A 22,182-nucleotide genomic window follows, 5' to 3' on the forward strand; every position below is an offset into this window, starting at 1 on the left:
CGACCCGCACCGACAGGTTCGCGTCGGTGTTTGCGCTCACGAATCGGCTGACGCGTCGCCGCCGCGTGGCTACCCTCGGAGAGATGGAGTCATCAGCGTCATCCGGTGCTCCGGCGACGATGAGGGCCGTGCAGCTCGTCGCCCACGGCGGGCTGGACAACCTCGTCCACCGCGAGGACGTACCCGTGCCCAGCCCCGCCGCCGGCGAGGTGCTCATCGACGTCCGTGCCTGCGGCATGAACAACACCGACGTCTGGGTGCGCGAGGGCGCGTACGGGACGGAGACCGACCCGGATTCCGTGTCCACCTGGCGCCGTGGCCGCTCCACGCTGACCTTTCCCCGGATCCAGGGCGCCGATATCGTGGGCCGCATCGCCGCGGTGGGCGACGGGGTGGACGGCGCGCGGATCGGCGAGCGGGTGATCGTCGATTTCAGCATCTACAACCGCCCGGAGGGCGATGAGAGCCTCGCGGACATCGACTACATCGGGCACGGCCGCGACGGGGGCTACGCCCAGTACGTCGCGGTGCCAGCGGAGAACGCCTACCGCACAACGGCTCCCATCACCGATGCGGAGCTCGCGACCTTCTGCTGCGCGTACCTCACCGCGGAGCAGATGCTCGATCGGGCCCGGTTGTCCTCCGGGGAGCGGGTTCTCGTGACCGGCGCCTCGGGCGGCGTCGGCTCGGCGATCATCCAGCTCGCGCGGGTGCGCGGGGCTCTCCCGTACGCGGTCTCCAGCCGCGGGAAGGAGCAGGCGCTGCGCGAGATCGGCGCGGAGGCGGTCGTGCTGCGAGACGAGGCCGACCTCGTCTCAGCCGTCGAGCGCACCGTCGGCGCGCCCGTCGACGTGGTGGCGGATCTGGTCGGGGGCCCGATGTTCAACGACCTGCTGCGCATCCTGCGCCCCGAGGGGCGGTACACCACCGCCGGAGCCATCGCGGGCCCCGTGGTGCAGCTGGACCTGCGCACCATGTACCTCAAACAGCTGGAGCTGCACGGCTCCTCGCAGGGAACCAGGACAGCGTTCCGTCGACTCCTGGGGCACATCGAGTCGGGTGCGATCCGGCCGCTGCTCTCGGCCACCTACCCGCTCTCGCGCCTGCACGACGCGCAGCGCGCGTTCCTGGGCAAGGAGTACGTCGGGAAGCTGGTGGTCGTGCCCGATCGCCACTGGGACGAGGTGGGGGCGGCGCATGCTGCGCCGTGAGCGCTCGCTCGAGCTGATCGATACGCAGTCCGGCGGCGACGTCAGCCGGATCGTCGTCGCGGGGATCGGGCCGATCCCCGGAGCGACGGTGCGCGAGAAGGCGCGGTACCTGCAGCGCGCGGGCGACGGGCTCCGCCGGCTCCTGCTCTCCGAACCGTACGGCGACCCGGCGATGTCGGTGGACCTGATCGTCGAACCCGGCCACCCGGAGGCACAGGCCGGCTACGTGATCATGGAGGCGATGGGCTACCCGATGTACTCGGGCTCGAACACCATCTGCACGGCGACCGCGCTGCTGCAGAGCGGGGCGATCCCGATGCGGGAGGGTGTGCAGCGACTGGTGCTCGAATCGCCCGCCGGGCTGGCGCGGATCGACGCCGTGGTGCACGACGACCGGGTCGAATCCATCACCACGCAGGGCGAGCCGGCCTACGTGGAGCGGGAGGGGCTCACCGTCGACGTGCCGTACTACGGCGAGGTCCGCTACGACCTGGTCTGGAGCGGCGCGCACTACGCGCTGATCGACGCCGCCGCCTGGGACTTCCGGATCAGCGCCGACGAGCAGATCGCGCTGACCGCCTTCGGCGACGCCGTCGTCCGCGCGGCCCGGCCCGGGCTCGCCCTCGAGCACCCGGACCTGGGGGACGTGGGCCCGCTGTCCTTCGCGCACTTCACCGGACCCGTGACCCGGCTGGCGCCGGGGCGGTACGAGTCGCCGTCGGCCACGTACGTGCACCCCGGCGTGCTGTGCCGCAGCCCCACGGGGACGGGGACCTCGGCGCGCCTGGCCCTGATGCACCGCCGGGGCGAGATCGCGGAGGGGGAGTCGCTGGAGACGATCTCGCCGCGCGGTAACCGGTTCGTCGGCACGGTGCGCGGGGAGGGGCGTGTGGGCGGGTACGCCGCGCTGCACTCCGTGATCACCGGGCAGGCCCGGCTGATCGCGCACTCGCGCCTGGTCATCGATCTGGAGGACCCGCTGGTGGACGCCTCGGACATGGAGGACCTGCTCACCGTCGACCCGTCCGCACTCTCCGGGGGATCGCCTGTTGCGAAGAACTGACTACTGAGTAAGGTTACTCCAAAGTCAGTTACTGCAGAGCCTCCCCGAGGAGTCGCAATGAAGACCTACCTGATCACCGGCGCCACCGGATTCCTGGGCCGGCGCATCGTCCCGCTGCTGCTCGAGCGCGACCCCGACGCCGTGGTGCACCTGCTGGTGCGCCCGTCGTCGGTGTCCAAGCTCGATCAGTGGCGCGCCCGCTACGGCGAGGAGCGCGTCCGGCCCCTGCTGGGCGACCTCGCCGCCCCCGGCCTGGGCATCGAGTCCGAGCCCGCGGGCATCGACGCCGTACTCCACCTCGGCGCCGTCTACGACATGGCCGCGAGCGCCGAGGCGAACGACGCGGTCAACGTCGAGGGCACCCGCGCCGTCATCGCGCTCGCCCTGCGCGCCGGCGCGGAGCTGCACCACGTCTCCTCCGTCGCGGTCGCCGGCGATCACCGGGGCCCGTTCTCCGAGAACGACTTCGACCTCGGGCAGGGCTTCCCCTCGCCGTACCACCGCACCAAGTTCGAGTCCGAGAAGTTGGTGCGCGACGCCGACGGCCTGCGCTGGCGGATCTACCGCCCCGCGATCGTGGTCGGAGATTCGCGCACCGGCGAGATGGACAAGATCGACGGGCCGTACTACTTCTTCCCCGCCTTCGACGCCCTGCGGCGCGTGCCGTCGATGATCCCGATGGTGGTGCCGGACACCGGCGACACCAATGTCGTGCCGGTCGACTACGTGGCCGAGGCGCTGGTCGAGCTGCTGCTCCGGAACGAGGGGACGGGGCGGACCTACCACCTCGTGAACCCGCAGCCGCAGAGCGTCCTGGAGCTCTACCGCGCCATCGCCCGCCCCGCCGGAGCGCCGCGCGCGGTGGGCCGAGTGTCGCGCCGCATCGTGGATCCCGCCCTCCGCGCCAGCGGGGCGGGCAGGGTCGGCGTCGCGCGCGACACCGTCCTCAAGCAGGCCGGGATCCCGCCCAAGGCCTTCGAGAACCTCGGATTCACCGCCACCTACACCTCGGAGCCGACCCGGCGGGCGCTGCAGGGCACCGGGATCGAGGTGCCGCCGCTCAAGGAGTACGGCCCGAAGCTGTTCGCGTACTGGCGCGAGCAGCTCGATCCGGCGCGGCTGCGCCGCCGGGATCCGATCGCCGGGCGCCACGTGGTCGTCACGGGCGCCTCGTCGGGCATCGGCCGGCAGACCGCGATCTCCCTCGGCGAGCAGGGCGCTCGGTTGATCCTGCTGGCGCGCAACGCCGCCGAGCTGGAAGCCACCGCGGAGCAGGTGCGGGCGGGCGGCGGCGAGGCCTGGGCCTACGTGTGCGACGTGACGGACGCCGACGCCGTCGATGCGACCGTGGCGCGGATCCTCGCCGAGCACGGCCATGTGGACTACCTCATCAACAACGCGGGCCGGTCGATCCGGCGTTCGGTCAAGGCCTCCACGGGCCGGATGCACGACTTCGAGCGCACCATGGACGTCAACTACTTCGGTGCCGTCCGCATGATCCTGGCGCTGCTGCCGCACATGCGCGAGCGCGGCTTCGGGCACGTGGTGAACATCTCGAGCATCGGCGTGCTCGCCCGCGGGCCGCGCTTCGCGGCGTACGTCGCGAGTAAGGCGGCGCTGGACGCCTTCACCGACATCGCCGCGACCGAGCTGCTCTCGGATCACGTGACGTTCACCAACATCCACATGCCGCTCGTCCGAACCGAGATGATCGCCCCGACGGAGGCCTACGACGACGCGCGGGTGATCAGCCCGCAGCGGGCGGCCCGGATGATCATCCGCGCCCTGCGCGAGCGCCCCACCCGGGTGAACACCCCGCTGGGTGTCGTCGGCGCGTTCGGCCGCTCCGTCACCCCGCGCATCACCCGCCGGATGCTGCACCAGGACTACCTCGCCTCGCGCGACTCGGCGGCCGCCAAGGGCGCGACCGTACCGGCACCGCCCGCGGTGGCCGCCGGCCCGTCCTAGGATCGGGGCGACGGAAGGGCGTGATCGGATGACGGACGGCAACGGGCGGAGCATCGCGGTGACCGGCGGCGGCGCGGGCATCGGCGCCGCCACCTGCCGCCTCCTCGCGGCACGCGGCCACCGGGTGTGGATCGGCGATCGCGACGAGGCCGCCGCGCACGCGGTCGCAGAGCGGATCCGCGCCGTGGGCGGCCGCGCCGTGGCCGTGCCGCTGGACGTGACGGACGAGGCCTCCTTCGCCGCGTTCCTCGACGCCGCCGAGGCCGACGGTCCGCTGGACGCGCTGGTCAACAACGCCGGGGTGATGTGGGTCGGCCCGTTCGCGCAGGAGAGCACCGCATCGATCGAGCGGCAGGTGGCCGTGAACCTCGTCGGACCCATCCTGGGGACCCGGCTCGCCGCCCGCCGCATGGTCCCCCGCGGCCGCGGGCACGTGGTGACCGTGGCGTCGGCGGCGTCGAAGCTCAGCCCGGCGGGCGAGGCCACCTACAGCGCCACCAAACACGGGATCTACGGCTACTTGCGCGCGGTGCGCCGCGAATTGCGCGGCACCGGTGTGGAACTGAGCGTGGTCATGCCCGCCGTCGTCGACACCGCGCTCGCGGCCGGCACCACCACGGGCGGCGCGGCGATGCTCACGCCCGAAACGATCGCGGAGGCCGTCGCGGGTGCGCTCGACCGGCCGCGGTTCGAGGTGCACGTGCCGCGGACCGTCGCCCTGCTGGACCGGCTGCAGACCCTGGCGCCGCAAGCCGTGCGGGACCTGTTGGACCGCTTGCTCGTTCCCGACCAGGTCCGTACCGCCGACCGCGCGGCGCGGGCCGACTACGAGCGCGGCGTCACCGACGGGCCTCAGAGCCAGCGGTAGCGCACCTCCGGGCGGCCGCGGCCGCCGTACTCGGTGATCCGTTCGCACAGGCGGTCGTCCGCGAGGCGTTCGAGGTAGCGCCACGCCGTGACCCGCGACATCCCCGTCCGTGCCGCGACCTCCGCCGCGCCCAGCGGCTCGTCGGCGTGCCGCAGCGCGCCGGTCACGGTCTCCAGGGTCGACGGTGCCAGCCCCTTCGGCGCCGTCGTCGCCGCGGGAGCCTCGCGCAGTGCCGCGAATGCGGCGTCGACCTCGCGCTGGCCGACATCGCCGCCGCCGAGCGCCTCGCGGAAGGACAGGTAGCGGCGCAGCCGGTCCGCGAAGGCGGCGAAGGTGAAGGGCTTGATGAGGTAGAGGATCGCGCCGCTCGCCATCGCGCCGCGGACGGTCTCCATGTCGCGCGCCGAGGTGATCACCATGACGTCGGGCTGCGGGCGGACGCCCGCCAGGTCCGCCGCGAGGTCGAGCCCGCTGCGGTCCGGCAGCCCCACGTCCGCGAGCACCAGGTCGACGGGCGGGCCGGCGACGGCGGACCGTCGCACCTCCTGCAGGGCGGCGCCCGCCGTGCCGGCGACACCGGCGAGCTCGAAACCGTCCATGCGCCGGACGTATTCGGCGTGCGCGCTCGCGATCCGCGGCTCGTCGTCGACCACCAGCACCCGGATCGTCATCGCGCCCCTCCCGGTAGCTGCACCGTCACCGTCGACGGCGCGCGTTCCGCCTCGATCGTGCCACCCGCCTGCCGCACCACCTGATCGACCAGGGCGAGGCCGAGGCCCCCGCCGTGCAACCGGCCGCCGCGGTCCTTCGTGGAATAGCCGCGCATCCGGGCGCGGGCGAACTCGTCGGCGGACATGCCGGGCCCGCTGTCGGCGACGCGCAGCTCCCACGCCCCGTCGCCGCTCGCCGCCGCGAGTTCCACCCAGCCGCCGGGGCCGGCGGCGTCGATCGCGTTGTCCACCAGGTTGCCCAGGAGGGTGAGCAACTGCGGGTCGGGCAGCGGCGCGCGGGCGAGGTCGGTGCCCTCGGCCACGGTCAGCTCGACGTCCAGCGCGGACGCCGCGGCCGTCTTGGCCACCAGCAGCGCCACGGCCGACGGCGCGGGATCGCCCGCCAGCCGGTCGATCAGTTCCTGCGAGGCGGAGCGGTCGGCGACGGCCAGGTCCGCCGCGGCCCCGTCCTCCCCGAGCTCGATCATGGTGACCACCGCGTGCAGCCGGTTGGCGTGCTCGTGCGCCTGGGCGCTCAGCGCGTCGGCGAGCGAGCGGTGTCGAGTTCACCGAGGACCGTCTGCAGCTCCGTGCGGTCGCGCACCGTCAGGACGGTGCCGATCGGGCCGGTCGGGCCGGTGACGGGGCGGCGATTGACCAGGAGCACGCGGTTGCCGGTCACGTGCAGCTCGTCCTCCAGGTCGGCGGCGCCGCGCAGCGAGGGAGGCAGGTCGGCCTGGCCGATGTCGCCGTCGGGCAGCGCCAGCAGCCGGCGCGCCTCGTCGTTGACCACCTGCGCCGGACCGTCGGGCGCACCGGCGTCGAAGACGATCAGCCCCTCGGAGAGGGTGTGCAGCACGGCGTCGTGGTGCTCGTAGAGACCGCGCAGGTCGTGCGCGGAGAGCCCGAGGGTCTGGCGCCGCATGCGGCGCTGCGCGAGCGCGGAGAGCGCGACGAGGATCAACAGCGCGGCCGCGACCACGGCGAGGATGCGGGGCAGCGCGTCGCGCACCTGATCCCCGAGACGGGCCCGGGTGACCCCGGCGGAGACCAGCCCGACGAGAGTGCCGGAGGCGTCGTACACGGGGGTGACCGTGCGGATCGACGGGCCGAGGCTGCCCGCGTAGGTCTCGGTGAAGGTCTCCCCGGCGAGCGCCCGGTCGATGGTGCCGGTGAACTTCCCGCCGATCAGCGCCGGATCGGCGTGGCTGAGCCGGGTGCGGTCGGGCCGCATCACGACCACGAAGTCGAGGCTGCCGAGCGCACCGGTCCGCTGCGCGACCGGCTGCATCGTCACCGATCCGTCGGGGGCGGCGAGGGCCGCGACCGTCGACGGGGAGGCCGCGAGCGCCACCGCGGCCGCTCGGGTCTGCGCCGCCGCCGTGCGGTCACCGTCGTCCCGCGCCTGGGTGATCACCAGCCACGACGCGCCCACCGCGATCGTCAGCAGGATCGCCATCTGGGCCAGGAAGGACTGGGCGGCGACGCTGCGGGTTCTGTTCCTCACGATGAAGACGTTTACACAATGAACACAAGCTGTGCTGCAGGTCACACTTCTTCCAGTATCGATGCAGGCTCTCTTCGCCCCATCGATCAAGGAGGACGCCGTGGCGGCCCAAGGAAAACGCGACAAGACGCACTGGCTCTACATCGCGGTCATCATCGCCGTGGTGGCCGGGGTGATCGTGGGCCTGCTGGCCCCCGAGTTCGGCAAGGGTCTCAAGCCGCTCGGTGATCTCTTCGTGGACCTGATCAAGATGATGATCGCCCCGGTCATCTTCTGCACCATCGTGCTCGGCATCGGCTCGGTGCGGGCCGCGGCGTCGGTCGGCAAGATCGGCGGCCTCGCGATGGGCTACTTCGTGCTCATGTCGACCTTCGCCCTGGCGATCGGCCTGTTCGTGGGGAATCTGCTCAAGCCCGGCACCGGCCTGAACCTGCCGAAGGAGCCGGGCGGCGGCGCCAAGTACGCCGATCAGGCGCACGAGGCGGGCGGCACCTGGGACTTCATCCGCAGCATCGTGCCCGACACCCTGTTCTCGTCGCTGACGTCGGGCAGCGTGCTGCAGGCCCTGCTGGTCGCGCTGCTCGTGGGCTTCGGGCTCCAGGCGATGGGCAGCGCGGGGGAGCCCGTGCTGCGCGGCATCGGCCTGGTGCAGAAGCTGGTCTTCCGCATCCTCGTGATGGTGCTGTGGCTCGCGCCGGTCGGCGCGTTCGGCGCCATCGCGGCGGTGGTCGGCGCCACCGGCTTCGAGGCCGTCAAGCAGCTCGCGTGGCTCATGGTGGCCTTCTACGTGACCTGCGCGATCTTCGTCTTCATCATTCTCGGGCTGCTGCTGCGGTTCGTGACCGGGCTCAACGTGTTCAAGCTGGCGCGCTACCTGGGCCGCGAGTACCTGCTCATCGTCGCCACCAGCTCCAGCGAGTCCGCGCTGCCGCGCCTGATCGCGAAGATGGAGCACGCGGGCGTGGAGAAGTCGACCGTCGGCATCGTGGTGCCCACCGGCTACTCCTTCAACCTCGACGGCACCGCGATCTACCTGACGATGGCGTCGCTGTTCATCGCCGACGCGATGGGCGCGCCGTTCTCCCTCGGCGAGCAGTTCTCCCTGCTGCTGTTCATGATGATCGCCTCGAAGGGCGCCGCGGGCGTCACCGGTGCCGGTCTCGCGACGCTGGCCGGCGGCCTGCAGACCCACCGCCCGGACCTGCTCGACGGCGTCCCCGTGATCGTCGGCATCGACCGGTTCATGTCCGAGGCCCGCGCGCTGACCAACTTCTCGGGCAACGCGATCGCGACCCTGCTGATCGGGAAGTGGACCTCCACCGTCGACCTGGCGCAGACGCAGCGCGTGCTCGACAAGCAGGACCCGTTCGACGAGTCGACGATGGTCGACGACCACGACTCCGCGGCCCCGGCCCCGAAGGAGCCCGCCCCGGCGCTCTGACCGAGTCGCCCTTGCAGCCGTCCCGACCGCTCGCGGTCAGGACGGCTGCAGCCGGTGCGCGAGGTCCTTCGCGGACTTCTCGTCGAAGCCGCCGGTGACCTGCACCATGCCGGCGGAGATCGGCCCGTTGACCGAGGGTGCGGTAATCACGCGTCCGCCTACGGCGATCGCGATCTGCTTGCCCACGTTGCGCGCGGTGAGCTCCGCGAAGGCATCGGCGTCGGCGTCGGTCAGATCGAACGTGACCACCCACTGCGTCTGGTTCTGCGGCACACCGGCGCTCGCGCGCTTGACCGGGGAATGCGTGACCGACCGATCCACCTCATACAGGAGATCGCCTGCGGTGTTGCACATCCGGGCGGGCTCCTCGGCGGCGGGGATCCCGGATCCGCACTGCGCCGGGGTGGTCGGGAGCACGTTGGTGACCAGGCGGATCTGCGGCACCTGCGGGGTCGCCACCGGCTCGCCGGCGGCGACGCCCTGACAGGCGGTCACGGCCGTCGTCGCGGTGATCATCGCGACGACACCGAGTACTGTGATGCCCCTGGACCCCATGCCGCGAGGCTACGCCCCGGCCGCCGGGCGCTCAATCGAACCGGGCGCGGACCGTCGCCTCCGTCAGTCCGTAGTCCTCGAGCGAGTAGGTGTGGTTGGGGCGGCGGGCTCCGGATCGACTGGCGTCGTGCATCGCCGACATCGCCTGCCGTGCCTCGTCGGTCAGCTCCAACCCGAACGAGCCGTAGATGTCCCCGACGGTGCCGAGCGGATCGGCCACCAGGTCGCGGTAATCCACGTCCACGAACTGATCGCCCCGGCCGGCGGCGGTGTGCCGCGCGCGGGCCTCGTCGAAGGCGTCGAGCCCGCGGGCCCAGGTGTCCAGTTGATCCGCGCCGATCGTCGCGCCGGTGAAGGCCGTCGACCAGCCCTCGGTGGCGTGCTGCGCGAGCGAGCAGACGGAGGCGATGATCGTCTCGGCGGGCCGGTGGCACTGCACGATCAGGGCGTCCGGGTACACCTCGAGTACCGCGTCGAGCGCGAACAGGTGACTCGGGTTCTTGAGGACCCAGCGCTTGCCCGGATCGTTCATGCCGATCAGCTGCAGGTTGCGCTTGTGCCGGCGGTACGCGGGTGTCCAGTCCTGCTCGGCCAGCCAGGCCGCGTACGACGGGACGTGCGCGAGGCACTCGTAGGAGACCGAGTGCACGGACTGCCGCAGCAGTTGCCAGCACTCCTCGACCTCCGAGGCCGACATGTAGTGCAGGCCCATGAATTCCGGGTGCTCGGTGTGGTGCTGCGCGTACTGCTCGTCGAGGAGCGTGTAGACCGGGTTCTCCGCCCACGTCGCGCGCGGGGGCCGCGGCTGCGGGACCTCCGCGAGCCACATCTGCAGGCCCTGGTTACCGGGATCGGCGTCGAGCAGCCGGTGCAGGGCCGTCGTGCCCGAGCGGGGCAGGCCGGTGACGAACATCGGCCGATCGACGGTGACGTCGGCGTGGCCGGGGTTCGCCGCGAACGCCGCCTCGCTGATCAACCTGGCGGAGAGGGCACCGCGCAGGAACACCCGCGAGAGCTTCGAGCCGAGCTCGGTGAGGGCGGCCTCCTCGCGGTAGGAGTCCAGCAGTACCTGCAGCGCCTCGCGGTAGCCGTCCGACGGGTCGCCGAAGTCGCTCAGCCCGGTGCGGCGCATCGCGGACTCGTGGAGATCGTCGACCGTGCCGACGGAGGTGGTGGTCTCAGACATGGAACTCTCCGCAGTTGACGTCGAGCGTCTGGCCGGTGATGCCGGACGCGCGGGGGAGGCGAGGAAAAGGACGGCCGAGGCCACCTCGTCCTCGGTGGGCAGCCGCCGCAGGTCCGAGTTCTTCGCCGCGTCGGCGTAGTCCTCCGCCACGGTGACGCCCTTGGTGCTCGCGCGGTACTCGAAGTAGGCCTTGAGGGTGTCGCCCCAGATCCAGCCGGGCACCACGGAATTGATCCGGATACCCTCGGGGCCGAGCTCAGTGGCCAGCGATTGCGCGAGCGCGAGCTGCGCCGTCTTCCCGGCCTTGTAGCCGCCGTAGCGCAGATCCGAATGCCGGATCACCATCGAGTTGACGTTGACCACGGCGCCGCCGCCGTCCGCGGCCGCCAGGGCCTCGCGGAAGGCGAGCACGGTGCGCAGCGCGCCGAGCGCCATCAGGTCCACGCTCTGCAGGATGTGGGCGGGATCGGTCTTCACCAGCCGCTGCATGGACGGATAGGTGAAGGCGTTGTTGATCACCGCGTCGACCCGCCCGAAGCGTTCGCGCACCTGCGTCGCGAGTGCGGCGAGCGAGCCCTCGTCGGTGATGTCCGCGGGGATCGCGACCGCACCGTCGATCTCGGCGGCCATGGCCTCGATCCGTTCCGCGTTCCGCGCGACGAGGACCACCCGCGCGCCCTCGTCGGCGAAGCGTTCCGCGAGGACGGCGCCCAGCGCCGGCCCCGCGCCCGCGATGACGACGACCCTGCCGTCGAGTCCCAGGCCGGGCATCAGCCGACCATCCTCTCGCCGATGAGCCGCGCTCGCTGCGCGATCCGCGCGCGACGGGCGTCGGCGTCGATGCGGTTGGATGCGAAGTGCGGCAGGTGCGCCGGCACCTCGGCGAGCGGGACCACCTGCGCGGTGGGTCCGTCCGCGGCCGTGAGCGCGGAATCGGTACGCTGCCAGCGGAACTGGAGGTAGCCGCGGCGATGCCCGAGCGTCTCGACCCAGTTGGTGACGCCGGGGTCCTTCTCGGAGACCACGATCCGGATCATTCCGTCCGGATCCTCCTGCGCCTGGCTGCCGTTGAGCGAGGTCTGGTGGTGGATGTAGTCGAGCGAGATGTACCAGAGGCTGCCGAGCTGGAAGCCCAGGTACGGGGCGTCGCCGCGGGGGACCGTGATGATCAGGGCCTGATCGTCGGCGAGGTCGTAGTGCCCCACCGAGGAGAACTGGGTGGACAGGCCCCCGGGAGTGAGCCGCGGCGCGGTCAGCGTGTTCACCGGCAGCGGGTCGTAGAACCACTTCGGGAACTGCAGCCAGGTCTTGACCCGGCTCACCAGCTGCTTGCCCGCGGCGGCGTAGCGCTTGGCCATGAGCTCGGGGGTCACCGGCGGCGGGGCGGTACCCGCGGTGTCGGTGCGGGCGATGGCGAAGGTACTGCGGCGCGCGGACCAGTCGTCGAAGACCTCGCGGATCACCAACTGCGCCTTGCCCGGCGGGAGGCGGTAGTAGGAGCCCGGTACGGGCTCCCCGGGGCCGAAGCGCACCTCGAACCGGCCGTCGGCATCGACCGTCAGCTCGCGGTCGTCGAAGGCGACGGCGCTGGCCGGGACGTTGTCGTCGGTGTACTCGCCGCCGCCGAGGACCTGGAAGCTGATGTCGCAGGTGGTGCCCCGGCGGCCGGTGACCACGTACTCGTGGGCGCCGTCGACCCGCGCGCCGAAGTACAGCGTGTCCGGGTTGTCCAGCCCCATCTTGGTGAACGGCCCGGTGCCGCTGAGCAGGAACGGGTGATCCTTGTCGAAGTGGAAGGCGCCGTGCACGCAGGCCGCCACACCCTGCGCGAGGTACTGCAGTCCCTCCAACAGGTCGGCCTCGGTCTCGATGTGCGGAGCCGCGGCGACGAGGGCCTCGGCCTCGCCGATCGCCGCGACGAGTGGATCGCTGTACATCCCACCTCCGATAGTGGTACAAATATGGACCAAGTTGGTAGAACCTGTTCCAGACCGTAGGCGCAGGGATCGACGAGTGTCAAGGAGTCCCGATGACGGAACCGACCGGGGTGGAAGCGCCGCCCGCCGCGGCGGGGCGGACCTCGCCGCCGACCGCGCGGGTGGTGGCCGTGCTCGAGTTCCTGTCCCGGCACGAGCGTGAGCGATTCGGCATCTCCGAGCTCGCCCGCCGCGTCGGCCTGAGCAAGCCCACCTGCCTCGGCATCGTCGCCACGCTCGTGGAATCGGGCTACCTGCTGCGCGACGACCGGGACAAGACCTACCGCCTGGGGCCCGCGCTGATCCCGCTCGGCCGCGCTGCGCGCACCTCGCTGCGTGAGGATCCGGCCGGAGGCGACATCCTCGCTGGACTGTGGGAGGCGTTCGGGCACCCGGCCTCGCTCTCCGGCGTGGTCGGCGATCGGGTCACGGTGCTCGACGTGGCCGTCGATCCGCACCGGCCGGCGATGGTCAAGGTGGGCGACGGCTACCCGTTCACGCCGCCGATCGGGCTGATGTACGTGCTCTGGGATCGCACGGGGCGCCTCGAGCGCTGGCTCGCGCGCGACCGGGTGCGCGCCGACGGCGACCGGCTCGCGCGGGTGATCGAGACCTGCCGCGCCGACGGCTACCTGGTGGAGTTACTGACCCCCGCGGGCCAGCAACTCCACCGGCTCATGGCGGGCGTGCCGGGCGACATCCCCGCGGAGTTGCGCGCCGTGCTCGGGGAAGTGGTCGCTGGCATCGGCGACCGCGTCCATCTGCGCGGCGACGCCGCCGAGCCGGGGGAGTCGCAGAACGTGAGCGTCATCTCGGCGCCGGTCTTCGACGGTGACGGCGCGCAGGCGATGGTGGCCAGCCTGTACGTCAGCGCAGAGCTGACCGAGCGCGAGATCGCCGAGCGCGCCACCTCGCTCATCGCGGCCGCGGACCGGATCACCGTGCGGATCGGGGGCGTCAAGCCCGGCCGCGCCGGGCGTTGACAAGCGAAGAGAACACGTTCTAGCCTTCGGGTCAGAAATGGACCAATGGGGTCCAAATATGAACCGGAGGTTTGGACAGTGGTGGAGACGACGGTCGCCGCAGATCACCTGCGGCTCCTCGAGGCGGAGACGGTGTACGTCTTCCGGGAGGTGGCGGCCACCTTCGAGCGCCCCGTGCTGCTGTTCTCGGGTGGCAAGGACTCGGTGGTGATGGTGCACCTCGCGGCCAAGGCCTTCTGGCCCGCCGCGATCCCGTTCCCGGTGCTGCACATCGACACCGGCCACAACTTCGACGAGGTGCTGGCCTTCCGCGACGAGCTGGCCGAGCGCCTGGGCCTGCGGCTCGTGGTCGGCAGCGTGCAGGACGACATCGATTCCGGCGCCGTCGTCGAGCCCACCGGCCCGGGCGCCACCCGCAACCGGCTGCAGACCGCGACGCTGCTGCGCACGATCGGTGAGCACCGGTTCGACGCCGCCTTCGGCGGGGCGCGCCGCGACGAGGACAAGGCGCGCGCCAAGGAGCGGATCTTCAGCTTCCGGGATCGCTTCGGGCAGTGGGATCCCCGCGCGCAGCGCCCCGAGCTGTGGAACATCTTCAACGGCCTGCACGGCAAGGGGGAGCACATCCGCGTCTTCCCGCTCTCCAACTGGACCGAGCTCGACATCTGGCAGTACATCGCCGCCGAGTCCATCGCCCTGCCCTCGCTCTACTACGCGCACGAGCGCGAGGTGATCGAGCGCGACGGGATGCTGCTCTCCACCGGCCCGCTCGTCGAGGCCCTGCCCGGCGAGACGCCGGAACGCCGGACGGTCCGCTACCGCACCGTCGGCGATGCGACGTGCACCGGCGCCGTCGCCTCGGACGCGGCCACCCCGGAAGCCGTGGTGACCGAGATCGCCACCACCCGGATCACCGAGCGCGGCGCGACCCGCGCCGACGACCGCATCTCCGAGGCCGGCATGGAGGACAGGAAGAAGGAGGGGTACTTCTGATGGAGATCCTGCGCATCGCGACGGCCGGCAGCGTGGACGACGGCAAGTCGACGCTCATCGGACGCCTGCTCTACGAATCGAAATCCGTTCTCGAGGACCAGCTGAGCGCGGTCGCGGCCACCACCGCCGCCCGCGGCGAGGAGGGCGTCGACCTCGCCCTGCTCACCGACGGGCTGCGGGCCGAACGCGAACAGGGCATCACGATCGACGTGGCCCATCGCTACTTCGCCACCGCCACACGCAAGTTCGTCCTCGCCGACACCCCCGGCCACGAGCAGTACACCCGCAACATGGTCACCGGGGCCTCCACCGCGGACGTCGCGCTCATCCTCGTCGACGCCCGGCACGGCCTGACCCGCCAGTCCCGCCGGCACACCTTCCTCACCTCGCTGCTCGGCGTCGAGCACATCGTGCTGTGCGTGAACAAGATGGACCTCGTGGACTTCGACCGCGCCCGGTTCGACGCCATCCGCGCCGAGTTCGCCGAATTCGCCGCCAAACTCGAGGTGCACGACGTCGAGGCGATCCCGGTCTCGGCGCTGCTCGGCGACAACATCACCGAGCGCTCGCCGAACACTCCGTGGTACGACGGCCCGTCGCTGCTCTACCACCTCGAGAACGTGCACGTGGTCAGCGATCGCAACCTCATCGACGCGCGGCTGCCCGTGCAGTACGTGATCCGGCCCCGCGACTCCGACTTCCGCGGTGTCGCGGGCACCGTCGCCTCCGGCGCCTTCGCCGTCGGCGACGAGGTGGTCGCGCTCCCGTCGGGCTTCACCACGACCGTCGCCGAGCTGTACCGGCCCGGTGGTGCGCCCGCCGAGCGGCTGGAGGCGGGGGAGGCGGCGTGCGTGCGGCTCGCCGATCACCTGGACGTGGGCCGCGGCGACGTGCTGTGCCGGCCCGCGAACCGGCCGCAGTCCGCGACCGACCTCGACACCACCGTGTGCTGGTTCTCCGACACCGCCACGCTCAGCGTCGGCGCCGAGTACCGGATGCTGCACGCCCACTCCAGCGATCTCGTGCGGATCGAGGCGCTGGACTACCGGCTCGACACCAGCACCCTGCACCGCGACCAGGACGCGACCGGCCTCGAGCTCAACGACATCGGCCGGGTGCAGCTCACGGCGCGCCGGCCCGTGCTCTTCGATCCGTACCGGCGCGGCCGCACCATGGGCAGCTTCGTGCTGGTGCATCCGCAGACCAATGAGACCGTCGCGGCCGGCATGATCTCCGGGCCGACGCTCAAGGCCGGCGCCGTGGTCTGGCACGGGGCGGCCGTGCGGCGCGAGGACCGCGCGAGCAGGGGCGGCACCGTCTGGCTGACGGGCCTGTCCGCCTCCGGCAAGTCGACGGTGGCGTGCGAGCTCGAGCGCCTCCTGGTGGCGCGCGGCATCCCCGCCTACCGGCTCGACGGCGACAACCTGCGCCACGGCCTCAACGCCGACCTCGGCTTCTCGGCCGCCGATCGCGCGGAGAACGTGCGCCGCGTGGGCGCCGTCGCGCAACTGCTCGCGGACGCCGGGACGGTGGCGATCGCCTCGCTGATCAGCCCGTACCGCGAGGACCGCGACCGGATCCGGGCCCAGCACGAGGAGGCCGGCCTGCCCTTCGTCGAGGTCTTCGTCGACACCCCGATCGACGTCTGCGCCGAGCGGGACCCCAAGGGCATGTACGCCAAGGCGCGGGCGGGCGAGATCGCCGACTTCACCGGGATCAGCGCGCCCTACGAGGCGCCCGAACGGCCCGAACTGGTGCTGCGGCCCGCCGACGGCGAGCCCGTCGAGCAGGCCCGGGTCGTGCTCGATCGCTGGCTGAAACTCGAGCCGTGAAACACCCGTCTAAACTGGGCTGGTGCACGTAGACACGGTGACCCACGCCGCCTCCACGCCCGATGTCGACCAGCCGTACCGCGAGCTCGGACTCAAGGACGACGAGTACCAGCGGATCCGCGAGATCCTCGGCCGCCGCCCCACCGACGCCGAGCTCGCCATGTACTCGGTGATGTGGTCCGAGCACTGCTCCTACAAGAGCTCCAAGGTGCACCTGCGCTACTTCGGCGAGACCACCACCGACGAGATGCGCGCGGTGATGCTCGCGGGCATCGGCGAGAACGCGGGCGTCGTGGACATCGGCGACGGCTGGGCGGTGACCTTCAAGGTCGAGTCGCACAACCACCCGTCGTACGTGGAGCCCTACCAGGGCGCCGCCACCGGCGTGGGCGGCATCGTCCGCGACATCATGGCCATGGGCGCCCGCCCGATCGCCGTGATGGACCAGCTGCGCTTCGGCCCGGCCACCGCGCCCGACACCCGTCGCGTGCTCGACGGGGTGGTGCGCGGCGTCGGCGGCTACGGCAACTCCCTGGGCCTGCCGAACGTCGGCGGCGAAACCGTCTTCGACGCGTCCTACGCGGGCAACCCGCTGGTCAACGCGCTGTGCGCCGGCGTACTGCGCACCGAGGACCTGCACCTGGCCTTCGCCTCAGGCAAGGGCAACAAGATCATCCTGTTCGGCGCCCGCACCGGCCTCGACGGCATCGGCGGCGTCTCCGTGCTGGCCTCGGAGAGCTTCGACGCCGACGAGAAGCCCAAGAAGCTGCCGTCGGTGCAGGTGGGCGACCCCTTCATGGAGAAGGTGCTCATCGAGTGCTGCCTGGATCTCTACCGCGAGAAGCTCGTGGTCGGCATCCAGGACCTGGGCGGCGCCGGCCTGTCCTGCGCCACCTCCGAGCTGGCCGCGGCCGGCGACGGCGGCATGTTCATCGACCTCGACCAGGTCGCGTGCCGCGCGCAGGGCATGAGCGCCGCAGAGATCCTCTCCTCCGAGTCGCAGGAGCGCATGTGCGCCGTGGTGACCCCGGAGAACGTCGAGGAGTTCATGGCCGTCTGCGCCAAGTGGGACGTGCTGGCCACGGTGATCGGCGAGGTCACCGACGGCGAGCACCTCGTCATCGACTGGCACGGCGAGACCGTCGTCGACGCGCCCGCCCGCACCATCGCCCATGACGGCCCCGTCTACGAGCGCCCCGTCGAGCGGCCCGCGTTCATGGACGCGCTCATCGGCGACACCACCGCCGGCCTGCGCCGCCCCGGCACCGACGACGAGTTGCGCGCCACCGCGCTGAAGATGCTCGCCTCGCCGGCGCTGTGCTCGCGCAAGTTCATCACCGAGCAGTACGACCGGTACGTGCGCGGCAACACGGTGCTCGCCGAGAACGCCGACGGCGGCGTCATCCGGATCGACGAGAGCACCCAGCGCGGCATCGCCCTCTCGACCGACGCCTCCGGCCGCTACACCTACCTCGACCCGTACGTCGGCGGACAGCTCGCGCTCGCCGAGGCCTACCGCAACGTGGCCGTCACCGGCGCCACCCCCAAGGCCGTCACCGACTGCCTGAACTTCGGTTCGCCGGAGGACCCGGGCGTGATGTGGCAGTTCCAGCAGGCGGTGCGCGGCATCGCCGACGGCTGCGTCACGCTCGGCATCCCCGTGACCGGCGGCAACGTCAGCTTCTACAACCAGACGGGCACCACCGCGATCCTGCCGACGCCCGTCATCGGCGTGCTCGGCGTCATCGACGACGTGCGCCGCCGCATCCCCACGGGCCTGGGCACCGAGCCCGGCGAGACGCTGTACCTGCTCGGCGACACCCACGACGAGTTCGACGGCTCCATCTGGGCGCAGGTCGAGCACGATCACCTCGGCGGCGTGCCGCCGCGCGTGGACCTGGGCCGCGAGAAGCTGCTGGCCGACGTGCTCACCGCCGCCTCGCGCGACGGCCTCGTCTCCGCCGCGCACGACCTCTCCGAGGGCGGCCTGTGGCAGGCGGTCGTCGAGGCCGCACTCGCCGGTGAGACGGGCTGCCGCCTGCTGCTCCCCGAGGACTCGGACGCCTTCGTGCAGCTCTTCTCCGAGTCGACGGGCCGCGTGCTCGTCGCGGTGCCGCGCACCGAGGAGACCCGCTTCGCGGCCATGTGCGCCGCCCGCGAGCTCCCGGCCGTCCGCATCGGCGTGGTCGACCAGGGCAGCGACTCGGTCGAGGTGCAGGGCCGGTTCAGCGTGACGCTGGCCGACCTGCGCGCCGCGCACGAGGGCACCCTGCCGGCGCTGTTCGGCTGATGACGGCACCGTCGGGCGAGAGCACCGCGGCGGCCGCGCCCGCCGATCCCGGTCTGCACGCCGGGCTGCGCGCCCGGCACCTGATCATGATGAGCCTCGGCTCGGCGATCGGCGCCGGGCTGTTCGTCGGGTCCGGCAAGGGGATCGCCCTGGCCGGCCCCGCCGTGCTCATCGCCTACGCCGTGGCGGGGCTCGTCGTGATCGCCGTGATGCGGATGCTCGGCGAGATGGTGGCCGCCGACCCGAACCCCGGCGCCTTCTCCTACTACGCGGGCCGTGCGCTGGGCCCGGGTGCGGGCTTCGCCGTCGGCTGGCTCTGGTGGGTGCAGCTGTGCCTGGTGGTGGCGGCCGAGGCCGTCGCCGCGGCGGCCATCCTGAACGGCCTGCTGCCCGGCGGGCCGCCCGTCTGGGTGTGGGCGCTGGTGTTCATGATCGCGCTGACCGCGCTGAACCTGGCCGGGGTCCGCGGCTTCGGCGAGTTCGAGTTCTGGTTCTCGCTGATCAAGGTCGTCTTCGTGGCGCTCTTCCTGATCATCGGCGTGGGCTACCTCCTCGGCTGGACCTCCGCGCCGTCGCCGGGGCTGGGCAACCTCACCGACTTCGCGCCGCACGGCATCAGCGGCGTGGTCGCCGCCCTGCTCGTGGTGGCCTTCGCGTTCGGCGGCATCGAGATCGTCGCCGTCGCGGCGGCCGAGACCCAGGACCCCGAGCGCACCGTCGGGCGGGCGATCCGCGCCACCGTCTGGCGGATCCTGGTCTTCTACGTCGGCAGCGTCGCCGTGATCCTGCTGGCCCTGCCCTGGGACGATCCGGCCGTCGCGAAGGAGCCGTTCGTCGCGGTCCTGCGCGCCGCCGGGCTGCCGGCCGTGGGCACCACCCTGGGCGTGGTCATCGTGGTCGCGCTGCTCAGCTCGCTCAACGCCAACCTCTACGGCAGCTCGCGGATGCTGTACTCGCTCGCGGAGCGCGGCATGGCGCCGGCGGTCGCCGGCCGCGCGAACCGCTCGGGCGTGCCCGTCCTCGCCGTTCTCGCCAGCTCGGCGATCGGCTTCCTCGCCGTGCCCGCCACGTACCTGTGGGGCTCCGAGGTGCTCGACCGGCTGCTCGCCGTCGTCGGGTCGACCCTCATCGTCACCTGGCTCGCGACCATCGGTTCGCAGATCGTGCTGCGCCGCCGGGCCGAGCGCGACGGGACCCCGCTGCCGCTGAAGATGTGGGGTTACCCGTACCTGTCCTGGGCGGTCCTGGTGGTGCTGCTCGGCATCGTGGCGCTGGCGATCGCCAACGACGACGTCCGCAACCAGGTGCTCTCGACGGCCGTGGTGGTGCTGTTGCTGTGGGTGGCCGGGACGCTGCATGCGCGCGCTCAGGCGCGCCGTGCGCCCTTGGAGCGGTAGAGCCCGGCGTCCGCCGCCACGATGAGCGCCTCGACGGTGTCGCCCGGGGCGGAGGTGGTGGTGCCGATGCTCGCACCGATCCGGACGGAGAGCGGCGCGCCATCGCCGGCCGCGGGCAGCTCGACGGGCGTCGCCAGCGCGCGATGCACGAGCTGCGCCGCGTCCTCCGGCCGGAACGGCCGCGGGACCAGTACAGCGAATTCGTCGCCGCCCACGCGGTAGAGCGTGCCGACTCCCGCCAGCGCGGCGCTGATCCGGGCCGCCGCCGCGACCAGCAGCTGATCGCCCACGGCGTGGCCGAGCCGGTCGTTGATCCCCTTGAAGCCGTCGAGGTCCACGAGGCAGAAACCGATCATGGTGTCCGGGCCGGCCGCGAGATCGTCGCCCAGGCGACGCCGGTTCGGCAGCCCCGTCAGCGGATCGTGGTGGGCGAGGTGGCTCAACTGCGCGTGCGTCTCCCGCAGGTCGGTGACGTCGTGGCCGACGCCGACGAGCAGCGGCGGCCGGTCGCCGTTCCCGGGCACCCGGCTCAGGGCCCATCGGCCGACGCTGCGCTCGCCCAGGAACCGCAGCTGGCGGCGCTCGAGGAAGCGCGTGACGCCGGCGTCGTCCGCGTCGGCCAGCTCTCGCAGCACCCGCTCGGCGTCGCGGGGATCGTCGGCGAGCAGTTGCCGCACGTCGTCGCCCGACGGGCCCAGGAGCGTCGGATTGGCCTCCATCATGCGGGTCATCGCCGCGCTCGCCTCGACGAGCCGGCCGCCCTCGTCGGCCACGAACACCGGTGAGCGCGCATGCTCGAACATCACCCGCAGCCGCGCCTGCGCGGCGCGCTCGCCCTCCTCGGCGGCGCGACGGGCGAGCTGCGCTGCACGGTGCACGATCGCCTGGCCGTCGATGATCCGCCTGGTCAGGGCCTCGGCGTAGCCGGCGGCGTACTCGGCGAGGATCAGGGCCGTGCGGCGACGGACCTCCGCCGACGGTTCCCGCAGCAGCGCATCGGGCAGTGCGGCGATGGCCCGGCCGGCCGCGGCGGCGCCCGCCGGCACGGTGATCTGCAGCTCGATCAGCAGTCGTCCGACGTCGCGGCCGACAGCGGGATCGAACTCCTCGGCGCCGAGCGCGGTGATCACGGACTGGAAGCCGGCGAGCAGATCGGCCCGCACCAGGGCGGCGGGCAGCGGGAGGTAGACGTCGTCCGCGATGGACGCGAGGAACTCGTCGACGAGTAGCGCGACCACGGATTCACCGCGCGCCAGGAAGCCCAGCGGTGAGGAGGACTGCGGCATGCCCCTCCTCGTCGATGTTCATTTGCGGCACCGACGAGTCTACGGCCCGGCCCGCGGTCGGTTAGATTCGACTGTGCGATGACGAACACCGACCCGCCCGTGCACCCGACGCCGAACTCGCTCGACATCGACCGGCCGAACGGCTCGCGGCTCTACGACTACTTCCTCGGCGGCACGAGCTACCTGCCCGCCGACCGGGAGGAGGGGGAGCTGATCGCGCGCGAGGCCCCGCACTGGGCGCTCGGCGCCCGCCTCACCCGGACCTTCGCCCGGCGCGCGGTCCAGGTGATGGCGTCCGCGGGGATCGATCAGTTCCTCGATCTCGGATCCGGCATCACCGCCGGCGGCACGGTGCACCAGATCGCGCGGATCGTCCGGCCGGACGCGCGGGCGGTGTTCGTGCACCGCGAGCCCATCGCCTACGAGCTGGGACGGCAGCTCGTCGGCGACGATCCGCGCGCGGCCGTGCTGAAACTGAACCTGCTCGACGACGAGGCCGTGCTCGGGCACCCCACGACCCGCGGGCTGATCGACTTCGACCGGCCGGTGGGTCTGCTCGCCGTGGGCGGATTCGTCTTCATCGGCGACGAGCACGACCCCCGCGGCGTCCTGCGCCGCTACCGCGAGGCCCTGGCGCCCGGCAGCATGCTCGCGCTCTCGCACGTCGCCGACGACTCCGCGCACCCCGGCGTCGCGGCCGAGCTGCGCTGGGTGCGCCGGCGGTACGAGCACACCTCCTCGCCGCTGCACGTGCGCCCGCGGCAGGAGTTGCTGTCCTGGTTCGAGGGCACCGAGCTGCTCGAGCCGGGCCTGGTTCGGTACGGGCGATGGCGGCCCGAGTACCCGCTGACCGCCGCCCAACTACGCTGCGACTACGGCTACGTCGGCGTGGGCCGCGTGCTCTGAGCCGCCGCCC

Annotated in this window: 18 protein-coding genes and 1 pseudogene; 11 read left to right on the forward strand and 8 right to left on the reverse strand. The window is 72.1% G+C overall.

The features are described 5' to 3' along the window. The first annotated feature begins 119 nt into the window (after positions 1 to 119). The 4 genes from BLQ62_RS04920 to BLQ62_RS04935 are packed head-to-tail and all read left to right on the forward strand — an operon-like array spanning position 120 to position 5,110. Entirely contained in the window at positions 120 to 1,211 is a 1,092-nt protein-coding gene (locus BLQ62_RS04920; RefSeq protein WP_082756659.1) for an alcohol dehydrogenase family protein, read from the forward strand. After that, positions 1,198 to 2,274: a proline racemase family protein gene (locus BLQ62_RS04925; RefSeq protein ID WP_068566942.1), complete on the forward strand. Its 1,077-nt coding sequence runs from the start codon at positions 1,198 to 1,200 to the stop codon at positions 2,272 to 2,274. The genes BLQ62_RS04920 and BLQ62_RS04925 overlap by 14 nt, the downstream gene beginning before the upstream one ends. Positions 2,275 to 2,331: 57 nt before the next feature. Continuing rightward, complete coding sequence (locus BLQ62_RS04930) at positions 2,332 to 4,242, forward strand: SDR family oxidoreductase (protein WP_068566939.1); 1,911 nt, start codon at positions 2,332 to 2,334, stop codon at positions 4,240 to 4,242. 28 nt (positions 4,243 to 4,270) lie between these two features. Next, entirely contained in the window at positions 4,271 to 5,110 is an 840-nt protein-coding gene (locus BLQ62_RS04935; RefSeq protein ID WP_068533344.1) for an SDR family oxidoreductase, read from the forward strand. Here the strand turns inward: BLQ62_RS04935 and BLQ62_RS04940 are convergent. The 3 genes from BLQ62_RS04940 to BLQ62_RS24440 are packed head-to-tail and all read right to left on the reverse strand — an operon-like array spanning position 5,095 to position 7,327. After that, entirely contained in the window at positions 5,095 to 5,781 is a 687-nt protein-coding gene (locus BLQ62_RS04940; protein ID WP_068566938.1) for a response regulator, read from the reverse strand. The genes BLQ62_RS04935 and BLQ62_RS04940 overlap by 16 nt on opposite strands. Beyond that, entirely contained in the window at positions 5,778 to 6,308 is a 531-nt protein-coding gene (locus tag BLQ62_RS24435; protein WP_331711115.1) for a sensor histidine kinase, read from the reverse strand. Before BLQ62_RS24435 ends, BLQ62_RS04940 begins: the two co-directional genes overlap by 4 nt. 47 nt (positions 6,309 to 6,355) lie before the next feature. Next, positions 6,356 to 7,327 (reverse strand): sensor histidine kinase, encoded by a 972-nt coding sequence (locus tag BLQ62_RS24440; protein ID WP_331711114.1) that lies wholly within the window; start codon positions 7,325 to 7,327, stop codon positions 6,356 to 6,358. Between the two features lie 100 nt (positions 7,328 to 7,427). On the opposite strand from BLQ62_RS24440, the gene BLQ62_RS04950 reads away from it, so the two are divergent. Continuing rightward, positions 7,428 to 8,768 carry a cation:dicarboxylate symporter family transporter gene (locus tag BLQ62_RS04950; RefSeq protein WP_414929917.1) on the forward strand — a complete coding sequence of 447 codons (1,341 nt, stop codon included), beginning with the start codon at positions 7,428 to 7,430 and terminating at the stop codon, positions 8,766 to 8,768. 36 nt (positions 8,769 to 8,804) lie between these two features. On the opposite strand, the gene BLQ62_RS04955 is transcribed toward BLQ62_RS04950, so the two are convergent. The 4 genes and pseudogenes from BLQ62_RS04955 to BLQ62_RS04965 form a co-directional block, all read right to left on the reverse strand. Further along, positions 8,805 to 9,323, reverse strand: coding sequence for a SecDF P1 head subdomain-containing protein (locus BLQ62_RS04955; protein WP_068566936.1), 519 nt, complete (start codon positions 9,321 to 9,323; stop codon positions 8,805 to 8,807). 31 nt (positions 9,324 to 9,354) lie between these two features. Beyond that, on the reverse strand, positions 9,355 to 10,509 hold the full coding sequence (locus tag BLQ62_RS23220) for a sulfotransferase family protein (RefSeq protein WP_068566934.1): 1,155 nt from the start codon (positions 10,507 to 10,509) through the stop codon (positions 9,355 to 9,357). After that, positions 10,502 to 11,280: pseudogene (locus tag BLQ62_RS23225) on the reverse strand (SDR family oxidoreductase). Before BLQ62_RS23225 ends, BLQ62_RS23220 begins: the two are co-directional and overlap by 8 nt. Next, a complete protein-coding gene (locus BLQ62_RS04965; protein ID WP_068533335.1) occupies positions 11,280 to 12,446 on the reverse strand; it encodes a hypothetical protein in 1,167 nt (388 codons plus the stop codon). The pseudogene BLQ62_RS23225 and the gene BLQ62_RS04965 overlap by 1 nt, the downstream one beginning before the upstream one ends. 92 nt (positions 12,447 to 12,538) lie before the next feature. On the opposite strand from BLQ62_RS04965, the gene BLQ62_RS04970 reads away from it, so the two are divergent. From BLQ62_RS04970 to BLQ62_RS04990, 5 genes are all read left to right on the forward strand, one after another. Next, positions 12,539 to 13,468: an IclR family transcriptional regulator gene (locus BLQ62_RS04970; protein ID WP_068566929.1), complete on the forward strand. Its 930-nt coding sequence runs from the start codon at positions 12,539 to 12,541 to the stop codon at positions 13,466 to 13,468. 78 nt (positions 13,469 to 13,546) lie between these two features. Continuing rightward, positions 13,547 to 14,461 carry a sulfate adenylyltransferase subunit CysD gene (gene cysD / locus BLQ62_RS04975; RefSeq protein WP_231857654.1) on the forward strand — a complete coding sequence of 305 codons (915 nt, stop codon included), beginning with the start codon at positions 13,547 to 13,549 and terminating at the stop codon, positions 14,459 to 14,461. Further along, a complete protein-coding gene (cysC, locus tag BLQ62_RS04980) occupies positions 14,461 to 16,293 on the forward strand; it encodes an adenylyl-sulfate kinase (protein ID WP_068566925.1) in 1,833 nt (610 codons plus the stop codon). The genes cysD and cysC overlap by 1 nt, the downstream gene beginning before the upstream one ends. A gap of 22 nt (positions 16,294 to 16,315) precedes the next feature. Beyond that, complete coding sequence (gene purL / locus BLQ62_RS04985) at positions 16,316 to 18,583, forward strand: phosphoribosylformylglycinamidine synthase subunit PurL (protein ID WP_170842896.1); 2,268 nt, start codon at positions 16,316 to 16,318, stop codon at positions 18,581 to 18,583. Then, on the forward strand, positions 18,583 to 19,980 hold the full coding sequence (locus BLQ62_RS04990; protein WP_068566923.1) for an amino acid permease: 1,398 nt from the start codon (positions 18,583 to 18,585) through the stop codon (positions 19,978 to 19,980). Before purL ends, BLQ62_RS04990 begins: the two co-directional genes overlap by 1 nt. Here the strand turns inward: BLQ62_RS04990 and BLQ62_RS04995 are convergent. After that, positions 19,950 to 21,266: a diguanylate cyclase domain-containing protein gene (locus tag BLQ62_RS04995; protein ID WP_068533323.1), complete on the reverse strand. Its 1,317-nt coding sequence runs from the start codon at positions 21,264 to 21,266 to the stop codon at positions 19,950 to 19,952. The two genes, BLQ62_RS04990 and BLQ62_RS04995, sit on opposite strands and share 31 nt — an antisense overlap. Positions 21,267 to 21,344: 78 nt before the next feature. Between BLQ62_RS04995 and BLQ62_RS05000 the strand changes: the two genes are divergently transcribed. Further along, on the forward strand, positions 21,345 to 22,172 hold the full coding sequence (locus BLQ62_RS05000) for an SAM-dependent methyltransferase (protein ID WP_068566921.1): 828 nt from the start codon (positions 21,345 to 21,347) through the stop codon (positions 22,170 to 22,172). Positions 22,173 to 22,182 lie beyond the last annotated feature (10 nt).

Origin of the sequence: Tsukamurella pulmonis (assembly GCF_900103175.1) — a bacterium.
Lineage (GTDB): Bacteria > Actinomycetota > Actinomycetes > Mycobacteriales > Mycobacteriaceae > Tsukamurella > Tsukamurella pulmonis.

Bases quoted from the DNA above. Each gene is read 5' to 3' on its own strand.
- BLQ62_RS04920 (WP_082756659.1), top strand. From the start codon at position 120: ATGAGGGCCGTGCAGCTCGTCGCCCACGGCGGGCTGGACAACCTCGTC.
- BLQ62_RS04925 (WP_068566942.1), top strand. From the start codon at position 1,198: ATGCTGCGCCGTGAGCGCTCGCTCGAGCTGATCGATACGCAGTCCGGC.
- BLQ62_RS04930 (WP_068566939.1), top strand. From the start codon at position 2,332: ATGAAGACCTACCTGATCACCGGCGCCACCGGATTCCTGGGCCGGCGC.
- BLQ62_RS04935 (WP_068533344.1), top strand. From the start codon at position 4,271: ATGACGGACGGCAACGGGCGGAGCATCGCGGTGACCGGCGGCGGCGCG.
- BLQ62_RS04940 (WP_068566938.1), bottom strand. From the start codon at position 5,781: ATGACGATCCGGGTGCTGGTGGTCGACGACGAGCCGCGGATCGCGAGC.
- BLQ62_RS24435 (WP_331711115.1), bottom strand. From the start codon at position 6,308: ATGATCGAGCTCGGGGAGGACGGGGCCGCGGCGGACCTGGCCGTCGCC.
- BLQ62_RS04955 (WP_068566936.1), bottom strand. From the start codon at position 9,323: ATGGGGTCCAGGGGCATCACAGTACTCGGTGTCGTCGCGATGATCACC.
- BLQ62_RS23220 (WP_068566934.1), bottom strand. From the start codon at position 10,509: ATGTCTGAGACCACCACCTCCGTCGGCACGGTCGACGATCTCCACGAG.
- BLQ62_RS04965 (WP_068533335.1), bottom strand. From the start codon at position 12,446: ATGTACAGCGATCCACTCGTCGCGGCGATCGGCGAGGCCGAGGCCCTC.
- BLQ62_RS04970 (WP_068566929.1), top strand. From the start codon at position 12,539: ATGACGGAACCGACCGGGGTGGAAGCGCCGCCCGCCGCGGCGGGGCGG.
- cysC (WP_068566925.1), top strand. From the start codon at position 14,461: ATGGAGATCCTGCGCATCGCGACGGCCGGCAGCGTGGACGACGGCAAG.
- BLQ62_RS04990 (WP_068566923.1), top strand. From the start codon at position 18,583: ATGACGGCACCGTCGGGCGAGAGCACCGCGGCGGCCGCGCCCGCCGAT.
- BLQ62_RS04995 (WP_068533323.1), bottom strand. From the start codon at position 21,266: ATGCCGCAGTCCTCCTCACCGCTGGGCTTCCTGGCGCGCGGTGAATCC.
- BLQ62_RS05000 (WP_068566921.1), top strand. From the start codon at position 21,345: ATGACGAACACCGACCCGCCCGTGCACCCGACGCCGAACTCGCTCGAC.